Origin of the sequence: Streptomyces sp. yr375 (assembly GCF_900110755.1) — a bacterium.
Classification (GTDB): Bacteria; Actinomycetota; Actinomycetes; order Streptomycetales; family Streptomycetaceae; genus Streptomyces.
Map to the genome: position 1 here is coordinate 14,435 of NZ_FOFF01000064.1, position 18,060 is coordinate 32,494.

General features: G+C 71.2%; 12 protein-coding genes. 10 read left to right on the plus strand and 2 right to left on the minus strand.

All coding sequences use genetic code 11. The features are described 5' to 3' along the window. Positions 1 to 167: 167 nt before the first annotated feature. Entirely contained in the window at positions 168 to 2,495 is a 2,328-nt protein-coding gene (locus tag BMZ82_RS36110; RefSeq protein WP_093781630.1) for an ATP-binding protein, read from the minus strand. A 506-nt stretch (positions 2,496 to 3,001) separates the two neighbouring features. Here BMZ82_RS36110 and BMZ82_RS36115 point away from each other — a divergent pair. Further along, entirely contained in the window at positions 3,002 to 6,136 is a 3,135-nt protein-coding gene (locus BMZ82_RS36115) for an AfsR/SARP family transcriptional regulator (protein ID WP_177244827.1), read from the plus strand. A 169-nt stretch (positions 6,137 to 6,305) separates the two neighbouring features. On the opposite strand, the gene BMZ82_RS36120 is transcribed toward BMZ82_RS36115, so the two are convergent. After that, the gene (locus tag BMZ82_RS36120; RefSeq protein ID WP_177244828.1) at positions 6,306 to 6,917 is read right to left on the minus strand and encodes a pentapeptide repeat-containing protein; all 612 of its coding nucleotides are present in this window, start codon (positions 6,915 to 6,917) and stop codon (positions 6,306 to 6,308) included. Between the two features lie 125 nt (positions 6,918 to 7,042). Between BMZ82_RS36120 and BMZ82_RS36125 the strand changes: the two genes are divergently transcribed. From BMZ82_RS36125 to BMZ82_RS36160, 9 genes are all read left to right on the plus strand, one after another. After that, a complete protein-coding gene (locus BMZ82_RS36125) occupies positions 7,043 to 8,212 on the plus strand; it encodes a UDP-N-acetylglucosamine--N-acetylmuramyl-(pentapeptide) pyrophosphoryl-undecaprenol N-acetylglucosamine transferase (RefSeq protein WP_093781633.1) in 1,170 nt (389 codons plus the stop codon). A gap of 377 nt (positions 8,213 to 8,589) precedes the next feature. After that, positions 8,590 to 10,188 carry a Dyp-type peroxidase gene (locus BMZ82_RS40445; protein WP_143098980.1) on the plus strand — a complete coding sequence of 533 codons (1,599 nt, stop codon included), beginning with the start codon at positions 8,590 to 8,592 and terminating at the stop codon, positions 10,186 to 10,188. A 2-nt stretch (positions 10,189 to 10,190) separates the two neighbouring features. Further along, on the plus strand, positions 10,191 to 11,651 hold the full coding sequence (locus BMZ82_RS36130; RefSeq protein WP_143098981.1) for an FAD-binding oxidoreductase: 1,461 nt from the start codon (positions 10,191 to 10,193) through the stop codon (positions 11,649 to 11,651). 51 nt (positions 11,652 to 11,702) lie between these two features. Then, positions 11,703 to 12,191, plus strand: a complete 489-nt coding sequence (locus BMZ82_RS36135) for a hypothetical protein (protein WP_093781635.1) — start codon at positions 11,703 to 11,705, stop codon at positions 12,189 to 12,191. A 113-nt stretch (positions 12,192 to 12,304) separates the two neighbouring features. Next, positions 12,305 to 14,308, plus strand: a complete 2,004-nt coding sequence (locus BMZ82_RS36140; RefSeq protein ID WP_093781636.1) for a GMC family oxidoreductase — start codon at positions 12,305 to 12,307, stop codon at positions 14,306 to 14,308. Beyond that, positions 14,305 to 15,474, plus strand: a complete 1,170-nt coding sequence (locus BMZ82_RS36145; RefSeq protein WP_177244829.1) for a ferritin-like domain-containing protein — start codon at positions 14,305 to 14,307, stop codon at positions 15,472 to 15,474. Before BMZ82_RS36140 ends, BMZ82_RS36145 begins: the two co-directional genes overlap by 4 nt. Continuing rightward, a complete protein-coding gene (locus tag BMZ82_RS36150) occupies positions 15,471 to 15,839 on the plus strand; it encodes a putative quinol monooxygenase (RefSeq protein WP_093781638.1) in 369 nt (122 codons plus the stop codon). Before BMZ82_RS36145 ends, BMZ82_RS36150 begins: the two co-directional genes overlap by 4 nt. Before the next feature lie 82 nt (positions 15,840 to 15,921). Then, the gene (locus BMZ82_RS36155) at positions 15,922 to 16,596 is read left to right on the plus strand and encodes a rhomboid-like protein (RefSeq protein WP_256252291.1); all 675 of its coding nucleotides are present in this window, start codon (positions 15,922 to 15,924) and stop codon (positions 16,594 to 16,596) included. Between the two features lie 10 nt (positions 16,597 to 16,606). After that, complete coding sequence (locus BMZ82_RS36160; protein WP_177244830.1) at positions 16,607 to 18,043, plus strand: NAD(P)/FAD-dependent oxidoreductase; 1,437 nt, start codon at positions 16,607 to 16,609, stop codon at positions 18,041 to 18,043. Positions 18,044 to 18,060 lie beyond the last annotated feature (17 nt).

The following is an 18,060-nucleotide window of genomic DNA, read 5'->3' on the forward strand; positions in this document are numbered from 1 at the left end:
CTTCCGGTTCTCTTCCGGTGGACACGGCCACGTCCATGCGGCCCCACTCTCCGCCCGGCCACGCGTCGAGGCATCGGTATTGACCACCGTTACGTCCGGGCCCGCCGACACCGACACCAACGCCGATGCCGATGCCGTGGCCGTGGCCGTGGCCGTCGTCGGGAGGGTCAGGCCATGACCGCGCGTCGCCCGGCCGGCCGGGCCGAGGTGATCACCGCGCGGTCCCGCCGGGCCGCCCACGCGGCGACATGGGCGCGGGAGCGCAGGCCCAGGGTGGTGCGGATGTTGCGGATGTGGGTCTCCACGGTGCGCACCGACAGATACAGCCGCGCGGCGATCTGCCGGTTTGTGAGGCCCTTGGCCACCAGGTCGATGACGTCCCACTCCCGTCGGCTCAGCGGGTCGCCGCCCCCACCGGCCGTGGCGGCCGGCTCCCGCCGGACCCGCAGCGCGTACTCCACGGCCCGCCGGGGTTCCATCTCGCGCCCCGCCTCGATCGCCGCGTCCGCCTTGGACCTCGGCAGCGCGTCCAGCGCCGTCGCCCGCGCCTCCTCGACGCCGCGCCGCCACAGCAGGGTCAGTACGAACGGTTCGGGCTCCCCGATCGTCTCGGCCGCCGCGAACAGCCGCAGCCCCCGCTCGAAGTTCCCGGCCCGCACCGCGGCGACCGCCAGGCCCTCGAGTGAGCAGGCGGCGCCGTCGAGGTGACAGGTGTTGTCCAGGCACTCGGTGAAGCGTGCCTCCGCCGTCGGGAGGTCGCCCCGCGTCAGGGCGAGAATCCCGGTGGTGTGCAGAACCATGCGGCGCAGGGCGGGAGTTCCCTCCGCCATCAGCACGGGAAGGGCCTGGCCGACCAGCTCCGCCGCCTGCTCCAGGTCGCCCTGGCCCAGCAGTTGGCGGGCGAGGAGGTTCAGACAGAGCGCGGTCATGAGCCCGTCGTCCAGCCCCCGCCCGAGCTCCAGGCACTCCCGTAGATCCTCGACGGCGCTCTCGTCGCCGTGCAGTTCCTTGACGATGCTCAGGACCAGCAACGCCCGTCCCAGCAGGTGGGTTTGACGGGCCTGGCGGGCGAGCGCCACGCCCTGCCGCGCCATGTGCACGGCCTCCTCGGGGTCCCCGCGCCACCCCGCGAGCAGGGCGGCCACGCCGAGCGCGTTGCCCCGGTGCCGCGACGCCGGGTCGGTGCGCTCCAGCGCCCCGGACAGCAGGACGAGGGTGTCCGCCGGCGTCCCCCGGTGGATGCCGACGACGGCCAGCGCCCCGGCGAGCAGGAGCTGCCGCTCGTCGTCGCTCTCGCTGAGCCACTCCAACGCGTGGGTGAGGTTGTCGCGTTCGCGCGCCATCCGCCGCACGGTGTGCAACGGCGCGAACGCCGTCTCCTGCACCGGCGTGGCCAGCCCGGTCAGCCAGCCGACCAGCCGACCGTACGTCCGGGTCGCCTCGCCCTCGGCGAGCAGCCGCTCGTGGCCGTAGCACTGGACGGACTCCAGCATCCGGAACCGGGTGGAGCCCGCCCGGTCATGGCACGGCGTGATCAGCGACTTGGCCGCGAGACCCGCCAGCAGCTCCAGCGCGGTCACCGTGGGGATGCCATCGTCCGCGGCGACGGCCGCGGCGGCGTCCGGGCCGAACCCGCCCGGCAGCACCGACAACGCCCGGAACAGCGACTGCTCCACCGGCGTGAGCAGTTCGTAGCCCCATTCGAGGGCCGCCCGCAGGCTCTGGTGCCGGGGGTCGGCGGTGCGCCAGCCGTTGGTGAGCAGGGACAGCCGGTCGTCCAGCCGGTCGTGTATCTCGGCCAGCGGCAGCGCCCGCACCAGCCGGGCCGCCAACTCCAGTGCCAGCGGCAGCCCGTCGAGCCGCGCGCAGATCGTGCCGATGCGCGCCGCGTTGTCCTCGGTGAGCTGGAACTCCGGTGCGACGGCCCGCGCCCGGTCGACGAACAGGCGTACGGCGTCCGAGCGCAGCGAGTCGGTGAACGACCCGTCGGCGTCCGGATCGGGCAGCCCGAGTCCGCCGACCGGGTAGACCGTCTCGCCCGGCAGCCGCAACGGCTCGCGGCTGGTGGCCAGCACCCGCAACCCCGGCTGCCGGGACAGCAGTTCGCCCAGGACCAGACCGCAGTCGTCGAGGACGTGCTCGCAGTTGTCCAGCACCAGCAGCAGATCGCCGCCGGCGGCGAGCCGGGCGGCCTGCGGATCCGTCAGCGACGCCGTCGGGTCGCCGACCCCGCCCGCCGCCGCCGCGATCCGTTGCCGCGCGGCCTCGCCTCTGAGCACCGCGCCCAACTCCACGAGCACGGCCTCGCTGCGCCCGCCCCGATGCTCCAGGGCGGCGAGCTCGACCGCGAGGCGGGTCTTGCCCACGCCGGCGGGGCCCGTCAGCGTCAGCACCCGTGTGGTACGTAACAGCCGTCCCAGCTCGACGAGTTCCTCGGTCCGGCCGACGAAGCTGCTGAGCCGCTCCGGGAGTCCGGCGGAGTCCGACGTGTTCATTCCGTCGCCCTTCAGCCGCCGACGGTACGCGCGCTGCCGGCAGGCGTTCGAGCAGTACTTGGAGGACGTTTTCCGGTTCCCGCTGTTGGTGCTGTGAATCGCGTCACCGCAGAAGTCGCAGAGTGACGAAGGCGCACTGACCGAAGCCATACCAGGGTTCCTTTACACGCGTCAGACATCGTGCCGCGCCGGCCCGATTCGCCGAATCGTTCTTGCCTGGCCGGGGGCCTGCTCCATACGGCAACTGCACTGTGTGGCACCGGACTTGGTCGCATCTTGCCTGCGTCTTGTCTACGTCTTGTCTGCTTCTTGTCCCCGCTTTTCGGCCGGATCGCGGGTGGTGCGAGCGGCCCGTTATCTGAGGCAATGAAGTTGAAGCGTGGGACAATATGACAGCGACGGGGGCCGCTGTTCACGGGTGGGGAGCGCGGTCGTCCACGGTCGGCCGCAGGGGTGACCTGAAGGGGGTCGGGCGGGGGCCGCTGCTGCTCGCGCCCTTACTTTGCATGGCTATCAGCGACGAACCAGAACCCTCGAACCGAGCACACATCACGTCCGGGGCGGGGCAAGAGGGCGAGGCGAAGTACGAGTTCAGCCTGCTCGGTCCGCTCACCGTGCGGCGCGCGGGCTCACCGCTCGACCTGGGTCCGCGCAAACGCCGGGTGCTGCTGATCCGCCTCCTCATGGAGAACGGCCGGCCCGTGCGCATGGACCGGCTGTGCGACGACCTGTGGGACGGCCGCCCACCGCCCAGCGCCGTGTCGTCGGTCCACGCCCACATCAGCCGACTCCGCTCCGTCCTGGAACCGGGACGCGGCGCCCGGGCCCGCTCCGACGTCCTGGTCAGCGGCCCGACCGGGTACGCCCTGCGGATCCCGCCGGAGGCCCGGGACACCGTGCGTTTCGAGCGGTCCGTGAACCGCGGCCGACGGCTGCTGTCGGCCGGCGACGCCCACGGCGCCCGTACGGAGATCGAGCGGGCGCTGCTCATGTGGCGCGGCGCAGCCCTCGCCGACGCCGCCGACCACGCGTTCGCCGCCTCGGAGGTCGCCCGCCTGGACGACGTACGGCTCGCCGCGCAGCAGGTCCGCGTCAACGCGCTGATCGAGGCGGGCGACACCGAGCAGGCGGTCGTAGCGGCGGAGGAACTCACGGCCGCCACCCACCTGCGGGAGACGGCCTGGGCTTTGCTGATCCGCGCCCTGTACCTGTCCGGGCGCACCCTCGAGGCCCTCCAGCGGTACGAGCGGTTCCGCGCCCTCCTCGCCGAGGACTTCGGCCTGGAACCGGGCCCCGAACTGCGCGCCATCCAACAGGCGATCCTCCGCCACGACACCTCCGCCCTGGAACCGCCCACCCGCCACCTCACCCCGACGCCCTCCGCCACCACCACGGCCTCGGACCCGCAGCAGGACCACGAACCGCCCCGGCCGGACGCCCCACCGGACGAACTGCCGTCCCCCGCAGGCTCGGACGCGGAGCCCGCTCCCGAACCGGAGTCGGCAGAACCCGAGGTGAAGGCCGCACCGGACACGGACATCGCATCCCCCCTGCCCGGCGCGGAGGGGGCTTGCCCGGCCCAACTCCCCGCGGACCTGGCGACGTTCACCGGCCGGCGATCCGAACTGACCCACGTTCTCGCGCTGTTGCCCGAGGACGGCAGGCCCACCGCCCCCGTGGTGATCAGCGCGATCGACGGCATGGCCGGCATCGGCAAGACCACGCTCGCCGTCCACCTGGCCCACCGGGTCGCCCACCGCTTCCCCGACGGTCAACTCTTCGTAGACTTGCGCGGGTTCGGCCCCGAGGGCTCCGCCGTGACCCCGGCTGACGCGGTGCGCGGCTTCCTGGAGGCGTTCGGGGTGCCGCCGCAGCGGATCCCGGCCGGACTGGACGCGCAGGCCGCCCTCTACCGCAGCCTCGTCGTGAACCGGCGGGTGCTGGTGGTGCTGGACAACGCCCGCGACGCCGAACAGGTCCGCCCGCTGCTGCCCGGCGCACCCGGCTGCCTCGTCGTCATCACCAGCCGCAACCACCTCCAGGGCCTGGTCGCCGCCAACGGCGCCCATCCCCTCACCCTCGGCCTGCTCACCCTGAACGAGGCCCGCGACACCCTGATCAACCGGCTCGGCGCGGAGCGGGTCGCGGCGGAACCCCGGGCGGTCGCCGAGATCATCTCGATGTGCTCGCGGCTGCCCCTGGCGCTGGCCATCGTCGCCGCCCACGCGGTCGCGCATCCCACCTTCTCCCTGGCATCCACCGCCGCCGTACTGCGGCAGTCGCACGGCAGCCTCGACTCGTTCGAGGACATGGACGCGGTGAGCAACGTACGGACCGTGTTCTCCTGGTCCTACCGTGCGCTCACCCCGGCCGCCGCGCGCCTCTTCAGACTGCTCGCGCTGCACCCCGGCCCCGACGTGTCCCGGGCCGCCGCAGCGGGCTTAGCCGGCCTGTCCGTCTCCCAACTCCGGCCACTGTTAGCCGAACTGACGGGTGCTCACCTTCTCATCCACCACCGCCCCTGCCGTTACGTCTTCCACGACCTGCTGCGGGCCTACGCCGGCGAACTCCTGGCGGCCGAGGAGTCCGAGGACGAGCGCCGCGCCGCCCTCGACCGGATGCTCGGCCACTATCTGCACACCGCCCACGCCGCCGCCAACCTCATCGCCTCCCACCGGGAGATGCCGCACCCCGGTCCGGTCGGCGAGGGCGTCACACCGGAGGAACTGGCCGACCGCCGCTGCGCGATGGACTGGTTCGCCGCCGAGCACGCCGTACTCATGGCGGTGGTCGGCAAGGCCGTCGAGACCGGTTTCGACTCGTACGTCTGGCAGATCGCCTGGACGATGCAGCCCTACCTCGACTGGCGCGGCCACTGGTACGACCAGATAGCCGTCCAGCTCACCGCGCTGGCGGCCACGCGACGCAAGGGCGGCCCGTCCGAACAGGCCAGGATCCACCGCGATCTGGGCGGCGCGTACGCCCAGTTGAACCGTTTCGACAACGCCCGCGTCCACCTCTACGACGCCCTCGCGCTGTACACGGCGATCGGCAACGGCGCCGCCCAGGGCCGGGTGCGACTCAACCTCACCTTCACCCTGCACCGGCAGGGCCGCGACCGGGAGGCGCTGGCCCAGGCGCAGCAGGCCCTCGCGCTGTACCAGGCCGCCGGACACCGTCCCGGGGCGGCCGAGAGCCTGGCCGCGATCGGCTGGTGCCACACCATGCTCGGCGACCACGAGCAGGCCATCGCCTCCTGCCGGCTCGCCCTGCCGTTGCTGCGGGAACTGGACCACGTCAGGGGGCAGGCCGGCGCGTGGAACACCATGGGCCACGCCCACCACCGCCTCGGCAACGACCAGAGCGCCGTGATCTGCTACGAACAGGCCGTCTCCCGCTTCCGCTTCCTCAAGGACAACCCGAACGAGGCCGGCACCCTCGTCCGCCTCGGCGACGCCCTGCGCGCGGCCCACGACCCGGAGGCGGCCCGCACGGCCTGGCTCCAGGCCCTGGTCCTGCTGGAGGACCTCGACCGCTCCAACGCCGACGAGGTCCGCGCCCGCCTCAACAGCCTCGACCACCCCGGCCCAGACACCGACGACCACCACGACTCCCCCGCCACCCCGACCCCCCACGCCTGACCCCTCCCCGTCAGCCACCACCGACCGCCCCAGCATCGCCGCGCCGCCCCCCGGTGCCATCAGTGGTGCCCGCAGTTACACCGTCCCGATGCACCAAAGGCCCCGCGAGAAGTACCGCGCCGCGCGAAAAGCCATACGCGCGCAGAGCAAAACGAGCTGACAACCAGGGCTACTTGTCGTGGAGGTCTTCGCCGAAGGTGACGTCCAGTTCGGCGGCGAGGGCCTCGGCCAGTTGGAGTGTCTGGGCCTGGTCGATGACGATCTGCTTGAGCGAGGCGAGGCCGCGGAGCCGGGAGAGATCGTTGCCGCGGAGGTCGAGGCCGCGGTACTTCCCGCCGTCGAACTCGGTCAGCCGCAGGTCGCAGTCGTCGAGCAGGGCGGCGCTCAGGTCGCAGGCGGCGAAGGTGGTCTCGCGCAGCGAGGTCTTGGTGATGATCACGGGGCCGGTGGCCCGGACGCGGGTGAAGGCGCTGTAGTCGAGTCTGCAGTTCTCGAACAGGACGTTGTCGAGCGTGACGTCTTCGAGCACGCCACCCATGAGCTTGCAGTCGCGGAAGACGGCCCGCGAGACCTTGCTGTCGGTCCACCGCAGCGAGGCCAGGTCGCAGCCGGTGAACTCCACGGAGTCGACGCGGAGCTTGTCGAGACGGGTGCGTTGGGCCTTGAGGCCAGTGATCCGCCCGTCCATCAAGTGGGCGTCGGACAGGTCGAGGTCCCGTAGGTCGGCGTCGGTGTAGTGGAAGTCCGTCACGTTGGAGAGGCAGTGGCCTGGCCCGTTCACGGCGGGGAGTGTGACGCTTGTGCGGCGGATTGTGCGGGTGTTCATCAGCGGCCTTTCGAGTCGGTCGAGTACCTCATGCGCTCCCGCCTGCCAACCGTGCAGTCAGTAGGGTGCGTGGGGTGAATATGCTCCCCGTGCTCCCGCGTTCGTTCCGGCTGCTTGTGACGGGTGGAGGGACTGGCGGTCACACCTATCCGGCCCTGACGGCGATCCGTACCCTGCAAGGCCGTCTCGCGGATGCGGGCAGCGTGCTGGACGTTCTGTGGATCGGGACGGTGGACGGTCTCGAAGCGCGGGTCGCCCCCGCGGAGGGCATCGCGTTCAAGACGGTGGCCACGGGGAAGATCCGCCGCTCGTCGAACCCGCTCAAGATGCTGTCGGCCGCGAACATGAAGGACATGGCGCGGGTGCCGCTCGGCGTGACGCAGGCCCGGTCGATCGTGGCGGGCTTCCAACCGGACGTGGTCCTGGCGACGGGCGGTTACGTCGCGGTCCCGGCCGGGCTGGCCGCGCGGCTGTGCCGGCGCCCGCTGGTCCTGCACGAGCAGACCGTCAGGCTCGGGCTGGCCAACCGTAAGCTCGCGCGTTCGGCGACGCGGATCGCGGTGTCGTCGGAGTCCTCGCTGCCGCTGCTGCCCGCCGAGGTACGCGAGCGTGCGGTCGTCACCGGAAACCCGGTACGGCCGGAAGTGCTGGGCGGCCACGGGGACAAGGCGGTCGAGACGCTGAGCCTGCACGGGTTCGACCGGCGGCTGCCGACCGTCTACGTCACCGGCGGGGCGCAGGGCGCCCAGCAGATCAACGGTGTGGTTCGTGACGTGCTGCCCTGGCTGCTGAGCCATGCGAACGTGATCCACCAGTGCGGTCCGGCGAACGTGGACGAGCTCCGGGCGGCCGCCGCCGGGCTGGACCCGGTTCTCGCCGGCCGCTACCACCTGACCGGGTTCGTCGCAGCGGAGCTGCCGGACGTGCTGGCGCTGGCCGACGTCGTGGTCTCCCGGAGCGGTGCCGGGACCCTGGCCGAGCTGACCGCTCTCGGCAAGCCGGCCGTGTTCGTCCCGCTCGCCACGTCGGCCGGGAACGAGCAGGCGCACAACGCCCGGCACCTGGCAGACGCCGGGGCCGCGCTGGCTCTGCTCGGCGAGGTCACCGGCCAGGCTCTGCAGAGCGCGGTGGGCCCGCTCCTGGCCGACCCCGCCCTGCGGGCGGCGATGGCGGAGCGGGCACGGACGCATGGCCGACCGGATGCGGCGGACAGGCTCGTGGACGTGCTGCTGGCCGCCGCATCCGCCTGATCAGCCACGTCCACGGCCGCAGCCGCAGTTGCACTTACGGGCGCGCCGTCGCGTCGCCGGACATCCGTCGCTCACCCCCCCCGCACCCCCACCCCACCCCACCCCAATTCACGCGAACGGGTCGCACCCCCGGTAACCGCCGGAACCCCTGTGCGACGGCCGGATCCGGGACCGGGCACTTGTTCGCCGTATATCACTCGGATGGTGGGTTTCGGGTGGGCGTCGCTGCTCCTGAGGGGTGAATGCCGCTGGCATACGCAAACCTCACCTTGCTGTCCATATGTGCACGTCGAGCCGCCTTCTTGCCCTTCGCATATGCGGAGGGCATGCATGTCGTCGCGGTTACGCGTGCCCCTTTTAGGGCGAATGAGGGTGTTATGGCAATCGACCTGAAGCAGACCGCCATCGATCCGGACAACCCCGAGATCCCGCCGACCCGAAACACCCGCGAGGCCCTGAGGAAGGCCCTGGACGATCTCCAGGGGAACATCCTCAAGAGTCACGGGCGCGACAACAGCCGTCATCTGTTCATCACGTTCCTGACCACGCAACCCGAGGAGCGCGAGCGGGCCCGGCGGTGGCTGGCCGGGATGGTCGCCGCCGACCGGGTCACCTCCGCGCTCCAGCAGTGGGACGAGGCGAAGGCGTACCGGGAGTTGCAGGGCACGCTGCACGCGAACGGCGCGATCACGGCGAAGGACCACCGCGCGCTGCTGGAGTCCGCCAGCGACCCCTTCGTCGGCGTGCTGCTGTCGGCCGACGGCTACCGGGATCTGCGGCTGGGCGACGAGAACACGCCCGACGACCCGTCGTTCATCGCCGGGGCCAAGGACCGGGCGGCCTTCCTCAGCGATCCGCCGGTGACGAAGTGGGAGGAGACGTTCCAGGAGACGCTGCACGCCCTGGTGATCGTCGCCGACGACGTCGAGGAGCGGTTGGAGGGACTCGTCTGCGAGCTGGCGGAGGAACTCGCCGCGATCGGGGCCAAGTCGGCCATGGAGACCGGCGCCGCCATGCGGCTGAACGCGGCCGGCGACCCGGACCGCAAAGCACCCGTGCGCGAGCACTTCGGCTTCGTCGACGGCATCAGCCAGCCCCTGTTCTTCGCCCGCGACATCGCCCGGGCGCGGACCCGGCAGGGCGGCATCGACGAGTACGACCCCAGCGCGCCCCTCGGCCAGGTCCTCGTCCCGGACCCGGGCGGTGACGACGACTCCGCCTACGGCTCGTACTTCGTGTACCGCAAGCTGGAGCAGAACGTGCGGGGCTTCCGCGACGACGAGAAGCTCCTCGCCGCCGAGATCGCCCGGTACGCCGACCCGAAGGCCACCGAACCCACCCCCGAGGACATCGCGCTGGCCGGCGCCTACATGGTGGGCCGGTTCAAGGACGGCACGCCGGTGGTGGACCGGGAGGTGGCGGGTCTCGGCGACCAGCCGAACAACTTCAGCTACGACGCCGACGTCGACGGCGTGCGCTGCCCCTTCACCGCGCACGTCCGCAAGACGAACCCGCGCGGCGACAAGCAGCGCCAGTTCGGCGTGCCGGTCACCCAGGAGCGCACGCAGCGCATCGCCCGCCGGGGCATCAGCTTCGGCCGGGTGACCCTGGACCCGGACGAGGACGACAAGGTCGGGCTGCTGTTCCTGTGCGCGCAGAGCAGCATCGCCGACCAGTTCGAGTTCATCCAGGCGGCCTGGTCGAACAACGAGGTCTTCCTGCGCGGCGGCAGCGGCCTCGACCCGGTGATCGGCACCCTGCCGGACGGCAAGAAGCGCGAGGACGCCGTCGAGCAGCGCTGGCCCAAGCAGTACGGCTCGCGCAACGAGCTGGACTTCTCCACCTTCCCGCCGCCGGTGGTCGACTTCTTCTTCACGAAGCGCGTCGGCCAGTGGACGTCCATGCGGGGCGGCGAGTACTTCTTCGTGCCGAGCCTCAGCGCCCTGAAGTCGTTCGCCGACGTGGTGGAGGCCTGACCGTGCCCGATCTCCGCAGCGCCGTGAACGACCTGGCCCGCAGCCTCAGCGGCTACGTCGTCGAGCCGGGCAGCGCCGAGTACGCGAAGGTCGTCGCCATCGACAACGGCCGTACCCGCACGCCCCCGGCGTACGTCGTACGCGCCAACTCGGAACTCGACGTGTTCCTGGCGATCGAGTTCGCCCAGCAGACCGGGCTGCCGATGACGGTGCGCGGCGGCGGGCACAGCGCCGCCGGGTACTGCCTGAACCGGGGCGGGATCGTCCTGGACCTCGGCCTGATGAAGGGCATGCGGCTCGACGAGGAGCAGCGGCGGCTCACCGTGCAGATGGGCGCGACCTGGGCCGACGTCTACCAGTTCGTCGCCGACAGCGGCACCCCGCTGATCCCGATCGGCGGCGGCTGTCTCACCGTGGGCCTGCCCGGCTTCCTCCAGGGCGGCGGCTACAGCTTCGTGTCCCGCTCGTACGGGCTCGGCAGCGACAACGTCGTGGAGATCAAGCTCGTCGACGCGACAGGCCTGACGCGCGTGCTGGCCGCCGACTCCCTCGACCCCGACGACCGGGACCTGTTCTGGGCCTGCCGGGGCGGCGGCGGGGGCAACTTCGGGGTCGCCGTCGAGATGACCCTGCAACTGCACCAGCCGGCGGCGCGGACCGTGCTCGGCGGCGGCCTCTCGTTCCCGCTGGCGCGGGCCGAGGAGGTCATCGGCGCGTACGACGCGTGGGCGAAGGCCGCGCCGCGCGCGATGGCCGCCTACGGGTACGTCGGCCACGACGTGGACCCGGCCGAGCCCACCCGGAAGATCCCCTCGTTCCGGATCACGCCGGTCTTCAACGGCGAGTACGCGGAGGGCGTCGAGCAGCTCAAGGACATGCTCAAACTCGAACCCTTCGACGTACGGCTGTACTCGATGCCGCTGCCGACGCTCGAGGCGACCATCGGCCGCTCCACGCTGGTCGGCGACCGGCTGGCCTACATCCGCTCGGGGATGATCGGCGACCTCGGCTGGAAGCCGGAGATGATCAGGTCCGTCCAGCAGATGATGGCGAGCGCGCCCTCACCCGACAGCTTCGTGGTGTGGACCCACGGCCGGGGCCGGGTCAACGACGAGGACCTGCGCGGCCAGGGCCCCTACCCGCACCGCGACAAGCGCTACGTCTTCGAGCTCAAGGCCATCTGGAACGACCCGGCGCAGACCCGGGCCAACGTCGAGTGGGCGTACGACTTCGGCGAGGCGCTCAGCTCCGAGTTCCACGGCGCCTACGTCAACTACATCGACCCGCTCCAGGAGGGCTGGGCCACCGCCTACTACGGCGGCAACCTGGAGAAACTCCAGCGGATCAAGAAGATCGCCGACCCGACGGGCTTCTTCCGCTTCCAGCAGTCCGTGGACTCGACGTTCGAGCCGGACGTCTCCCGCCCGCTGGACCTCAGCCCCCTCAACCGCACCCTCGTCTGACCCCTTCTCCGTCCGACCCCTCCCTCGTACCCACCCCACGGGAGTACCCGTATGTCCGAAGCCGCCCCGCCCCTCACCCCGAAACAGATCTTCACCGAGCTGTCCGTCCGCCTCACCGGCTTCGACCGGGCCGAGCTGGCCGGCACCGGCATGATCGACACCTACTACGACACGCTGCTGCGGATCATCGGCGAGCGCGAGGCCGGGCAGTTGTTCCGGTACGCCGCCGAAGCCCTCGCCGCCGACCGGCAAACCGGCGACGGCGAGAGCGACGCGGCCCTCAAGACGAAGGTCATCGAGAACCCGCGCTTCGCGCCGATCGCCGTCAGCCTCATCAAGCTCTGGTACCTGGGCAGTTGGTATCCGCTGGCCGGTGACTACCGCGACGAGAACGGCTCGACCGCCGACGACGTCGAGCACGTCGTCTCCGCCCAGGGCTACCGCGAGGGCCTGGTGTGGACCGCCGCCGGAGCCCACCCGATGGGCGCGAAACCACCGGGCTTCGGCTCCTGGTCCGAGCCGCCGACCCTGATCTCCTGAGCCCGAACCTCCTGAACCCGAACCTCCTGAGCCCGAACCTCCTGAGCCCGAACCTCCTGAACCCGAAACCTCCTGAACCCGAAACCTCCTGAGCCGCGAGGAAGCGACGAGTCATGAGCAGCAACCCCCCTCCCGCCGAAGGTGAAGACACCTCCGACCCCGACTACGACATCGTCTTCGTCGGCGGCGGCATCGCCACCGCGACCGTCGCCAAGACGGTCATCGAGAAGGCCGCCGCGCAGACCCCGCCCGCGTACCCCCGGATCCTCATCCTGGAGGCCGGCCGGGCCACGGCGATGAGCGCCGACAAGTACGACACATACGTCGAGGCGTACCAAGAGGCGCTCATCAAGGTGCCCAACTCCCCGTATCCAGCGAGCAGTTCGGCCCCGCAGCCGGATGTGCTCGACATCGCCAGGGTGCCCAGCGACAAGGGGTACTTCGTCCAGGAGGGCCCGCTGCCCTTCGGCAGCGACTACGCCCGCTCGCTCGGCGGCACCACCCTGCACTGGCTCGGCACCTGCCTGCGGATGCTCCCCAACGACTTCCGGCTGCGCACCAAGTACGAGCGGGCGGTCGACTGGCCGCTGTCGTACGAGGAGTTGAAGCCGTACTACGAGCGCGCCGAGTGGGACATCATCGGCGTCTCGGCGGACGTGGACCACCAGTACTACCCGATCGACGACGTCGCCGGGTACTTCAAGTCCGCCGACCCGAAGAAGATGCGCGGCGGGAAGTACCTCTTCCCGATGGAGGAGATCCCCTCCAGCTACCTCGACCGCTACATGGCCAAACTGTCGGCCGGTCTGGTCGTCAGTCTGAAGGACGGCAAGAACAAGACGCACACCTTCCCGGTCAGGGTCAGCAACACCCCGGTGGCCCGCAACTCGACGCCGACCACGCCGGATTACGAGGTCGTGGGCGCGGTCGGCAACGCCGAGCAGGGCACCCGCTGCGAGGGCAACTCGAGCTGTATCCCGATCTGTCCGGCCCAGGCCAAGTACAACGCCCTCAAGACGCTGTACGAGTTGATCGTCAGGTACCCCGACCGGCCGCTGCGGCCGGAGGAGAAGCCGCGCGCCGTGGTCACCGTGCGCAGCCAGTCGGTCGTCATGAGCGTCGAGCACACGCAGCAGAAGGGCAAGCGGGGCACGGTCACCGGCCTCACCTACAAGACGTACTACGAGGACGGCACGCCACCGGAGCAGCGCACGGTGACCGCGCGCACCTACGTCCTGGCCGCCAACGCCATCGAGAACGCCACCCTGCTGCTGGCCTCCGAGGCCGCCAACAACAGCGACCAGGTCGGCCGCAACCTGATGGACCATCCGCTGCTGCTCACCTGGGGCCTGCTCAAGGACAACGCGGGCGCTTACCGGGGCCCCGGCTCCACGTCCGGCATCCCCGCCTTCCGGGACGGCGACTTCCGCAGGGAACGCACCGCGTTCCGTGTCGAGATCGGCAACTGGGGCTGGAACTTCCCGGAGAACGCCCCGTACGACACCGTCCACGACCTGGTCGGCGCGGGCAGCGACGGGCAGGCCCGGATGTGGGGCAAGGAGCTGCGTAAGTCGCTCGGCGCGATCCTGCCCCGGCAGTTCCGGATCGCCTGGGAGCTGGAGCAGGACCCGGAGCCGTCCAACCAGGTCACCGTGGACGACCGTTACCGGGACGCGCTGGGCAAGCACCGCCCGGTCATCCACTACGACCTCTCGGACTACGTGCGGGCGGCTCTGCCCTGGGCGGCGGAGGCCAGCAAGCAGCTCTTCGCGGCGCTGGGCATCGCCGACCAGGTCAGCAGGCCCGTCTACCGGCCCGGCGACTACACGCACTACGACGCCGGCGACCCGGCGGCCGTGGAGTACGACGGGGAGACGTACTGGGTGCGCGGCGCGGGGCATGTCGTCGGCACCCACCGGATGGGCGACGACCCGGCGCAGTCGGTCGTCGACAGCCACCAGCGCAGCCACGACCTGCCCAACCTGTACGTCGTCGGCTGCGGCAGCATGCCGACGCTCGGCACCTCCAACCCGACGCTCACCATGACCGCGCTGGCCATCCGCACCGGCGACCACATCGCGGCGAACCTGGGCGGCAAGAAGGCGGACCACACGTGACCGACTCGAAAAGGATCAAGAGCCTCGGCGAGCTGAAGGCCGCCCTGCAACTGGCCGTCGGCCTGGAGCTGAGCACCATCCCCGTCTATCTGACCGGGCTGTACTCCATCAAGGACGGCACCAACACCGAGGCGGTGCAGACGATCCGCAGCGTGGTCATGGAGGAGATGCTCCACATGACCCTCGCCGCGAACGTCCTCAACGCGCTCAGGACGGTGCCGAGCCCCGCGCCCGTCACGTTCCGGGGCCAGGAGATCAGCCCGATCCCGGTCTACCCGCTCGACAGCCCGCTGATCGCCGGCATCGGCACGCTCGAGCTGGGCCCGCTCACCCCGCAGGCCGTGGCCGGGTACGTCGACATCGAGCACCCCCTGCACGGCGCGACCAAGCTCTCCGAGATCCCGCTGGGCTCGTGCGTGTACGCCACCATCGGCGAGTTCTACGAGGCGATCCTCGCCGCCCTCGCCGACCCGGCGATCTGCCCGGACTCGGAGTTCGACCACCGCAACCAGGTGCCGGCCGGGGAGTACTACGGCGGCGCGGGGTTCGTGATCGAGGTGAAGGACCGCGAGACGGCCCGGCAGGCGATCCAGAAGATCATCGACGAGGGCGAGGGCCTGGACCCGGCGAAGCTGGGGGACAAGGCCAAGACCGTCACCGACGACGACAAGCTGCGCAACGGCTGGCAGATGTACTCCCACTACGTGCGCTTCCGCGAGATCCAGTCGGGCCGCCGCTTCCGCAGCACCCAACTGGCCAACCAGGAGCCGGAGGGCGCGCTGCTGCTGGTGGACTACGACTCCGTCCACCCGGCGCTGCACATCGCGATCAACGGCGACACGGTGGGCGGCCCCGAGGGCGCGGCGCTCAGCGAGTTCGACCTCGCGTACACGCGCCTCGTCGACGACCTCTACCTGGCCTTCTCGGGGAAGCCGAAGCAGGTCCCGGACAAGCTGGCGGACAGTGGCGTCGGCCCCCGGCCCGCGCTGCCGATCGCCGTCCACGGCATGTACGGGCTGAAGAACATGGCCGTCGCGCTGATGCGCACCCCGAGCCCGGTGCACCGGGGCCAGACGCTGTGCCCCCGGTTCTTCTACGCGCGCACCCAGGACGCCCGGGACAAGCTGCGCGAAGGCATCGACCAGATGAGGGAGCAGAGCCGGTGATCTCCATCGTCACGAAGTGGTGGCACGTCGAGGGCAAGCGGGAGGAGGCGATCACCGCGCTGCGCGAACTGGTGCTGCAGACCGAGAAGTACGAGCCCGACACCTACATGTACTGCCTGCACACCTCGATCGTGGAGGGCTCGCTCCCGCCGCCCACGGACAACGAGATCATCTTCCTCGGGGCCTGGAAGGACCGTCAGGCCTTCGACGACCACCGCACGGGCCCGGTCTTCACGAACTGGCTGGAGGCGAACCTCGACCTGTTCGTGCAGAACGGCGGCAGCCTCTACGTCAGCGCGGAGTTCGCCGACCGCTTCGCGGGCTTCATCAGGCCGGAAGCCGTCTGCCCGGAGACCGCCCGCTGACTCTGTCGGCCGCTTGTCCGGCCGCCGCCCGGGTCGGGGACCCGGGCGGCGGCCCCCGGCGCCCGCGACGATACTGGGCCGGGTGAAACGGCTCAGGGGAGTGTCCGGGGTCCGGCGGGCGGTGTGGGCGTACGTCCGCAGCGCGCCCGGCACCTACGTATGGCTGGTGATCCTGTTCTTCACCACGGTCGCCCTGCACCACATGTCCCCGGAGTTCGAACAGGAGTTCCTGCGGCAGCGGTCCACGAACATCCGTGAGCTGTCCCGGCACCCGGTGCGGGTGCTCGTCGCGAGCGCGATGTGGATCGACGGCGGTCACTGGCCGCCGTACGTCGCGCTGTACTCCGTCTTCCACGCCCCGGCGGAACGCTGGCTCGGCACCGCCCGCTGGCTCGCGGTGTGCGCCGCCGCCCACGTGCTGGCGACACTGATCAGCCAGGGCGTGCTGGCCTGGGCGATCCGGGACGGACTCGCACCGCAGTCCTCGGTCAACACCCTTGACGTGGGCGTGAGTTACGCGCTGGCGGGGGTGGTCGGGGTGCTCGTGTACCGGCTCCCCTCCCCGTGGCGGTACGCGTACCTCGCGGTCGTCCTCGTCGTCTACACCGTCCCGCTGACCGCCACGCCGACCTTCACCGACGTAGGCCACTTCGTCTCCGTACTCATCGGGCTCGCGTGCTACCCGCTGGTCAGGGGGCGAGAACGAGCGCCGCGCGATCCGGAGCGGACAGTGGGCGCATCGCCGGACAGGCGCTAACGTCCGCCCCATGAGCAGCGGTGTGACGGGTGGGACGCACGGCGTCCTGGACGGTGTCGTGAACGGCGGTATCGCCTTCTGGTACGCGGACGACGGCCTCCCGGCGGTACGGGAGCCGCTCGCCGGCGACGCGTCCGCCGACGTCGTGATCGTCGGCGGCGGCTACACCGGCCTGTGGACGGCGTACTACCTGAAGAAGGCCGCCCCCGACCTCGCCGTCACCGTTCTGGAGCAGCGCTTCTGCGGCTACGGCGCGTCCGGGCGCAACGGCGGCTGGCTGTACAACGGCATCGCGGGCCGCGACCGGTACGCCGCCCTGCACGGCCACGAGGCCGCCGTACGGCTCCAGCGGGCGATGAACGAGACGGTCGACGAGATCGTCCGGGTGGTGGCGGAGGAGGGCATCGACGCCGACGTCCACCGCGGCGGCGTCCTGGAGGTGGCCCGGACCCCCGCGCAACTGTCCCGCCTGAAGGCCTTCCACGCCCACGAGCTGTCGTACGGGGAGCACGACCGCGAGCTGTACGGCGCCCGCGAGACCGCCGAGCGGGTGCGGGTGGCCGGCGCGGTCGGGTCGAGCTGGACCCCGCACGGCGCGCGCGTGCACCCGGCGAAACTGGTGAAGGGGCTGGCGGCGACCGTCGAGGCGCTCGGCGTGACGATCCACGAGTCGACCCCGGTCACGGAGATCGCCGCCGGGCGCGCCGTGACGCCGTACGGGACCGTCCGCGCGCCCTACGTACTGCGCTGCACGGAGGGTTTCACGGCGGCGCTGAAGGGCGAGAAGCGGACCTGGCTGCCCATGAACTCCTCGATGATCGCCACCGAACCGCTCACCCAGGAGCAGTGGGCGGCCGTCGGCTGGCAGGGGCGCGAGGCGCTCGGCGACATGGCGCACGCCTACATGTACGCCCAGCGCACGCCTGACGGCCGCATCGCGCTCGGCGGACGCGGAGTCCCGTACCGCTTCGGCTCCCGCACGGACAACGACGGCCGGACCCGCCCCGAGACGATCCGCGCGCTGCACGAGATCCTCGTCGCCTTCTTCCCGGCGCTGGCCGGGCTGCGCGTGGAACATGCCTGGTCAGGGGTGCTGGGCGTGCCGCGCGACTGGTGCGCGACGGTCACCCTGGACCGGGCCACCGGCCTCGGCTGGGCGGGTGGCTACGTCGGCTCGGGCGTAGCCACCGCGAACCTCGCCGCCCGCACCCTGCGCGACCTGGTCCGCCTCGACTCGGGCCGGCAGCCCGAAGCCACGGCAACCGACCTGACGACCCTCCCCTGGGTCGGCCACAAGGTCCGGGCCTGGGAACCGGAACCCCTGCGCTGGCTGGGCGTCCAGGCCATGTACGCCACCTACCGCACGGCCGACCGCCGAGAAACCCGACACCACGCGCCCACCTCGTCCCGCCTGGCACGACTCGCGGACCGGGTGGCGGGGCGGTAGCGCGCCTGCTGGGGTAG

What these genes read in the sequence shown, in the direction of transcription:
- BMZ82_RS36110 (WP_093781630.1), bottom strand. Translation starts at nt 2,495, where the DNA reads ATGAACACGTCGGACTCCGCCGGACTCCCGGAGCGGCTCAGCAGCTTC.
- BMZ82_RS36135 (WP_093781635.1), top strand. Translation starts at nt 11,703, where the DNA reads ATGTCCGAAGCCGCCCCGCCCCTCACCCCGAAACAGATCTTCACCGAG.
- BMZ82_RS40445 (WP_143098980.1), top strand. Translation starts at nt 8,590, where the DNA reads ATGGCAATCGACCTGAAGCAGACCGCCATCGATCCGGACAACCCCGAG.
- BMZ82_RS36140 (WP_093781636.1), top strand. Translation starts at nt 12,305, where the DNA reads ATGAGCAGCAACCCCCCTCCCGCCGAAGGTGAAGACACCTCCGACCCC.
- BMZ82_RS36160 (WP_177244830.1), top strand. Translation starts at nt 16,607, where the DNA reads ATGAGCAGCGGTGTGACGGGTGGGACGCACGGCGTCCTGGACGGTGTC.
- BMZ82_RS36115 (WP_177244827.1), top strand. Translation starts at nt 3,002, where the DNA reads ATGGCTATCAGCGACGAACCAGAACCCTCGAACCGAGCACACATCACG.
- BMZ82_RS36125 (WP_093781633.1), top strand. Translation starts at nt 7,043, where the DNA reads ATGCTCCCCGTGCTCCCGCGTTCGTTCCGGCTGCTTGTGACGGGTGGA.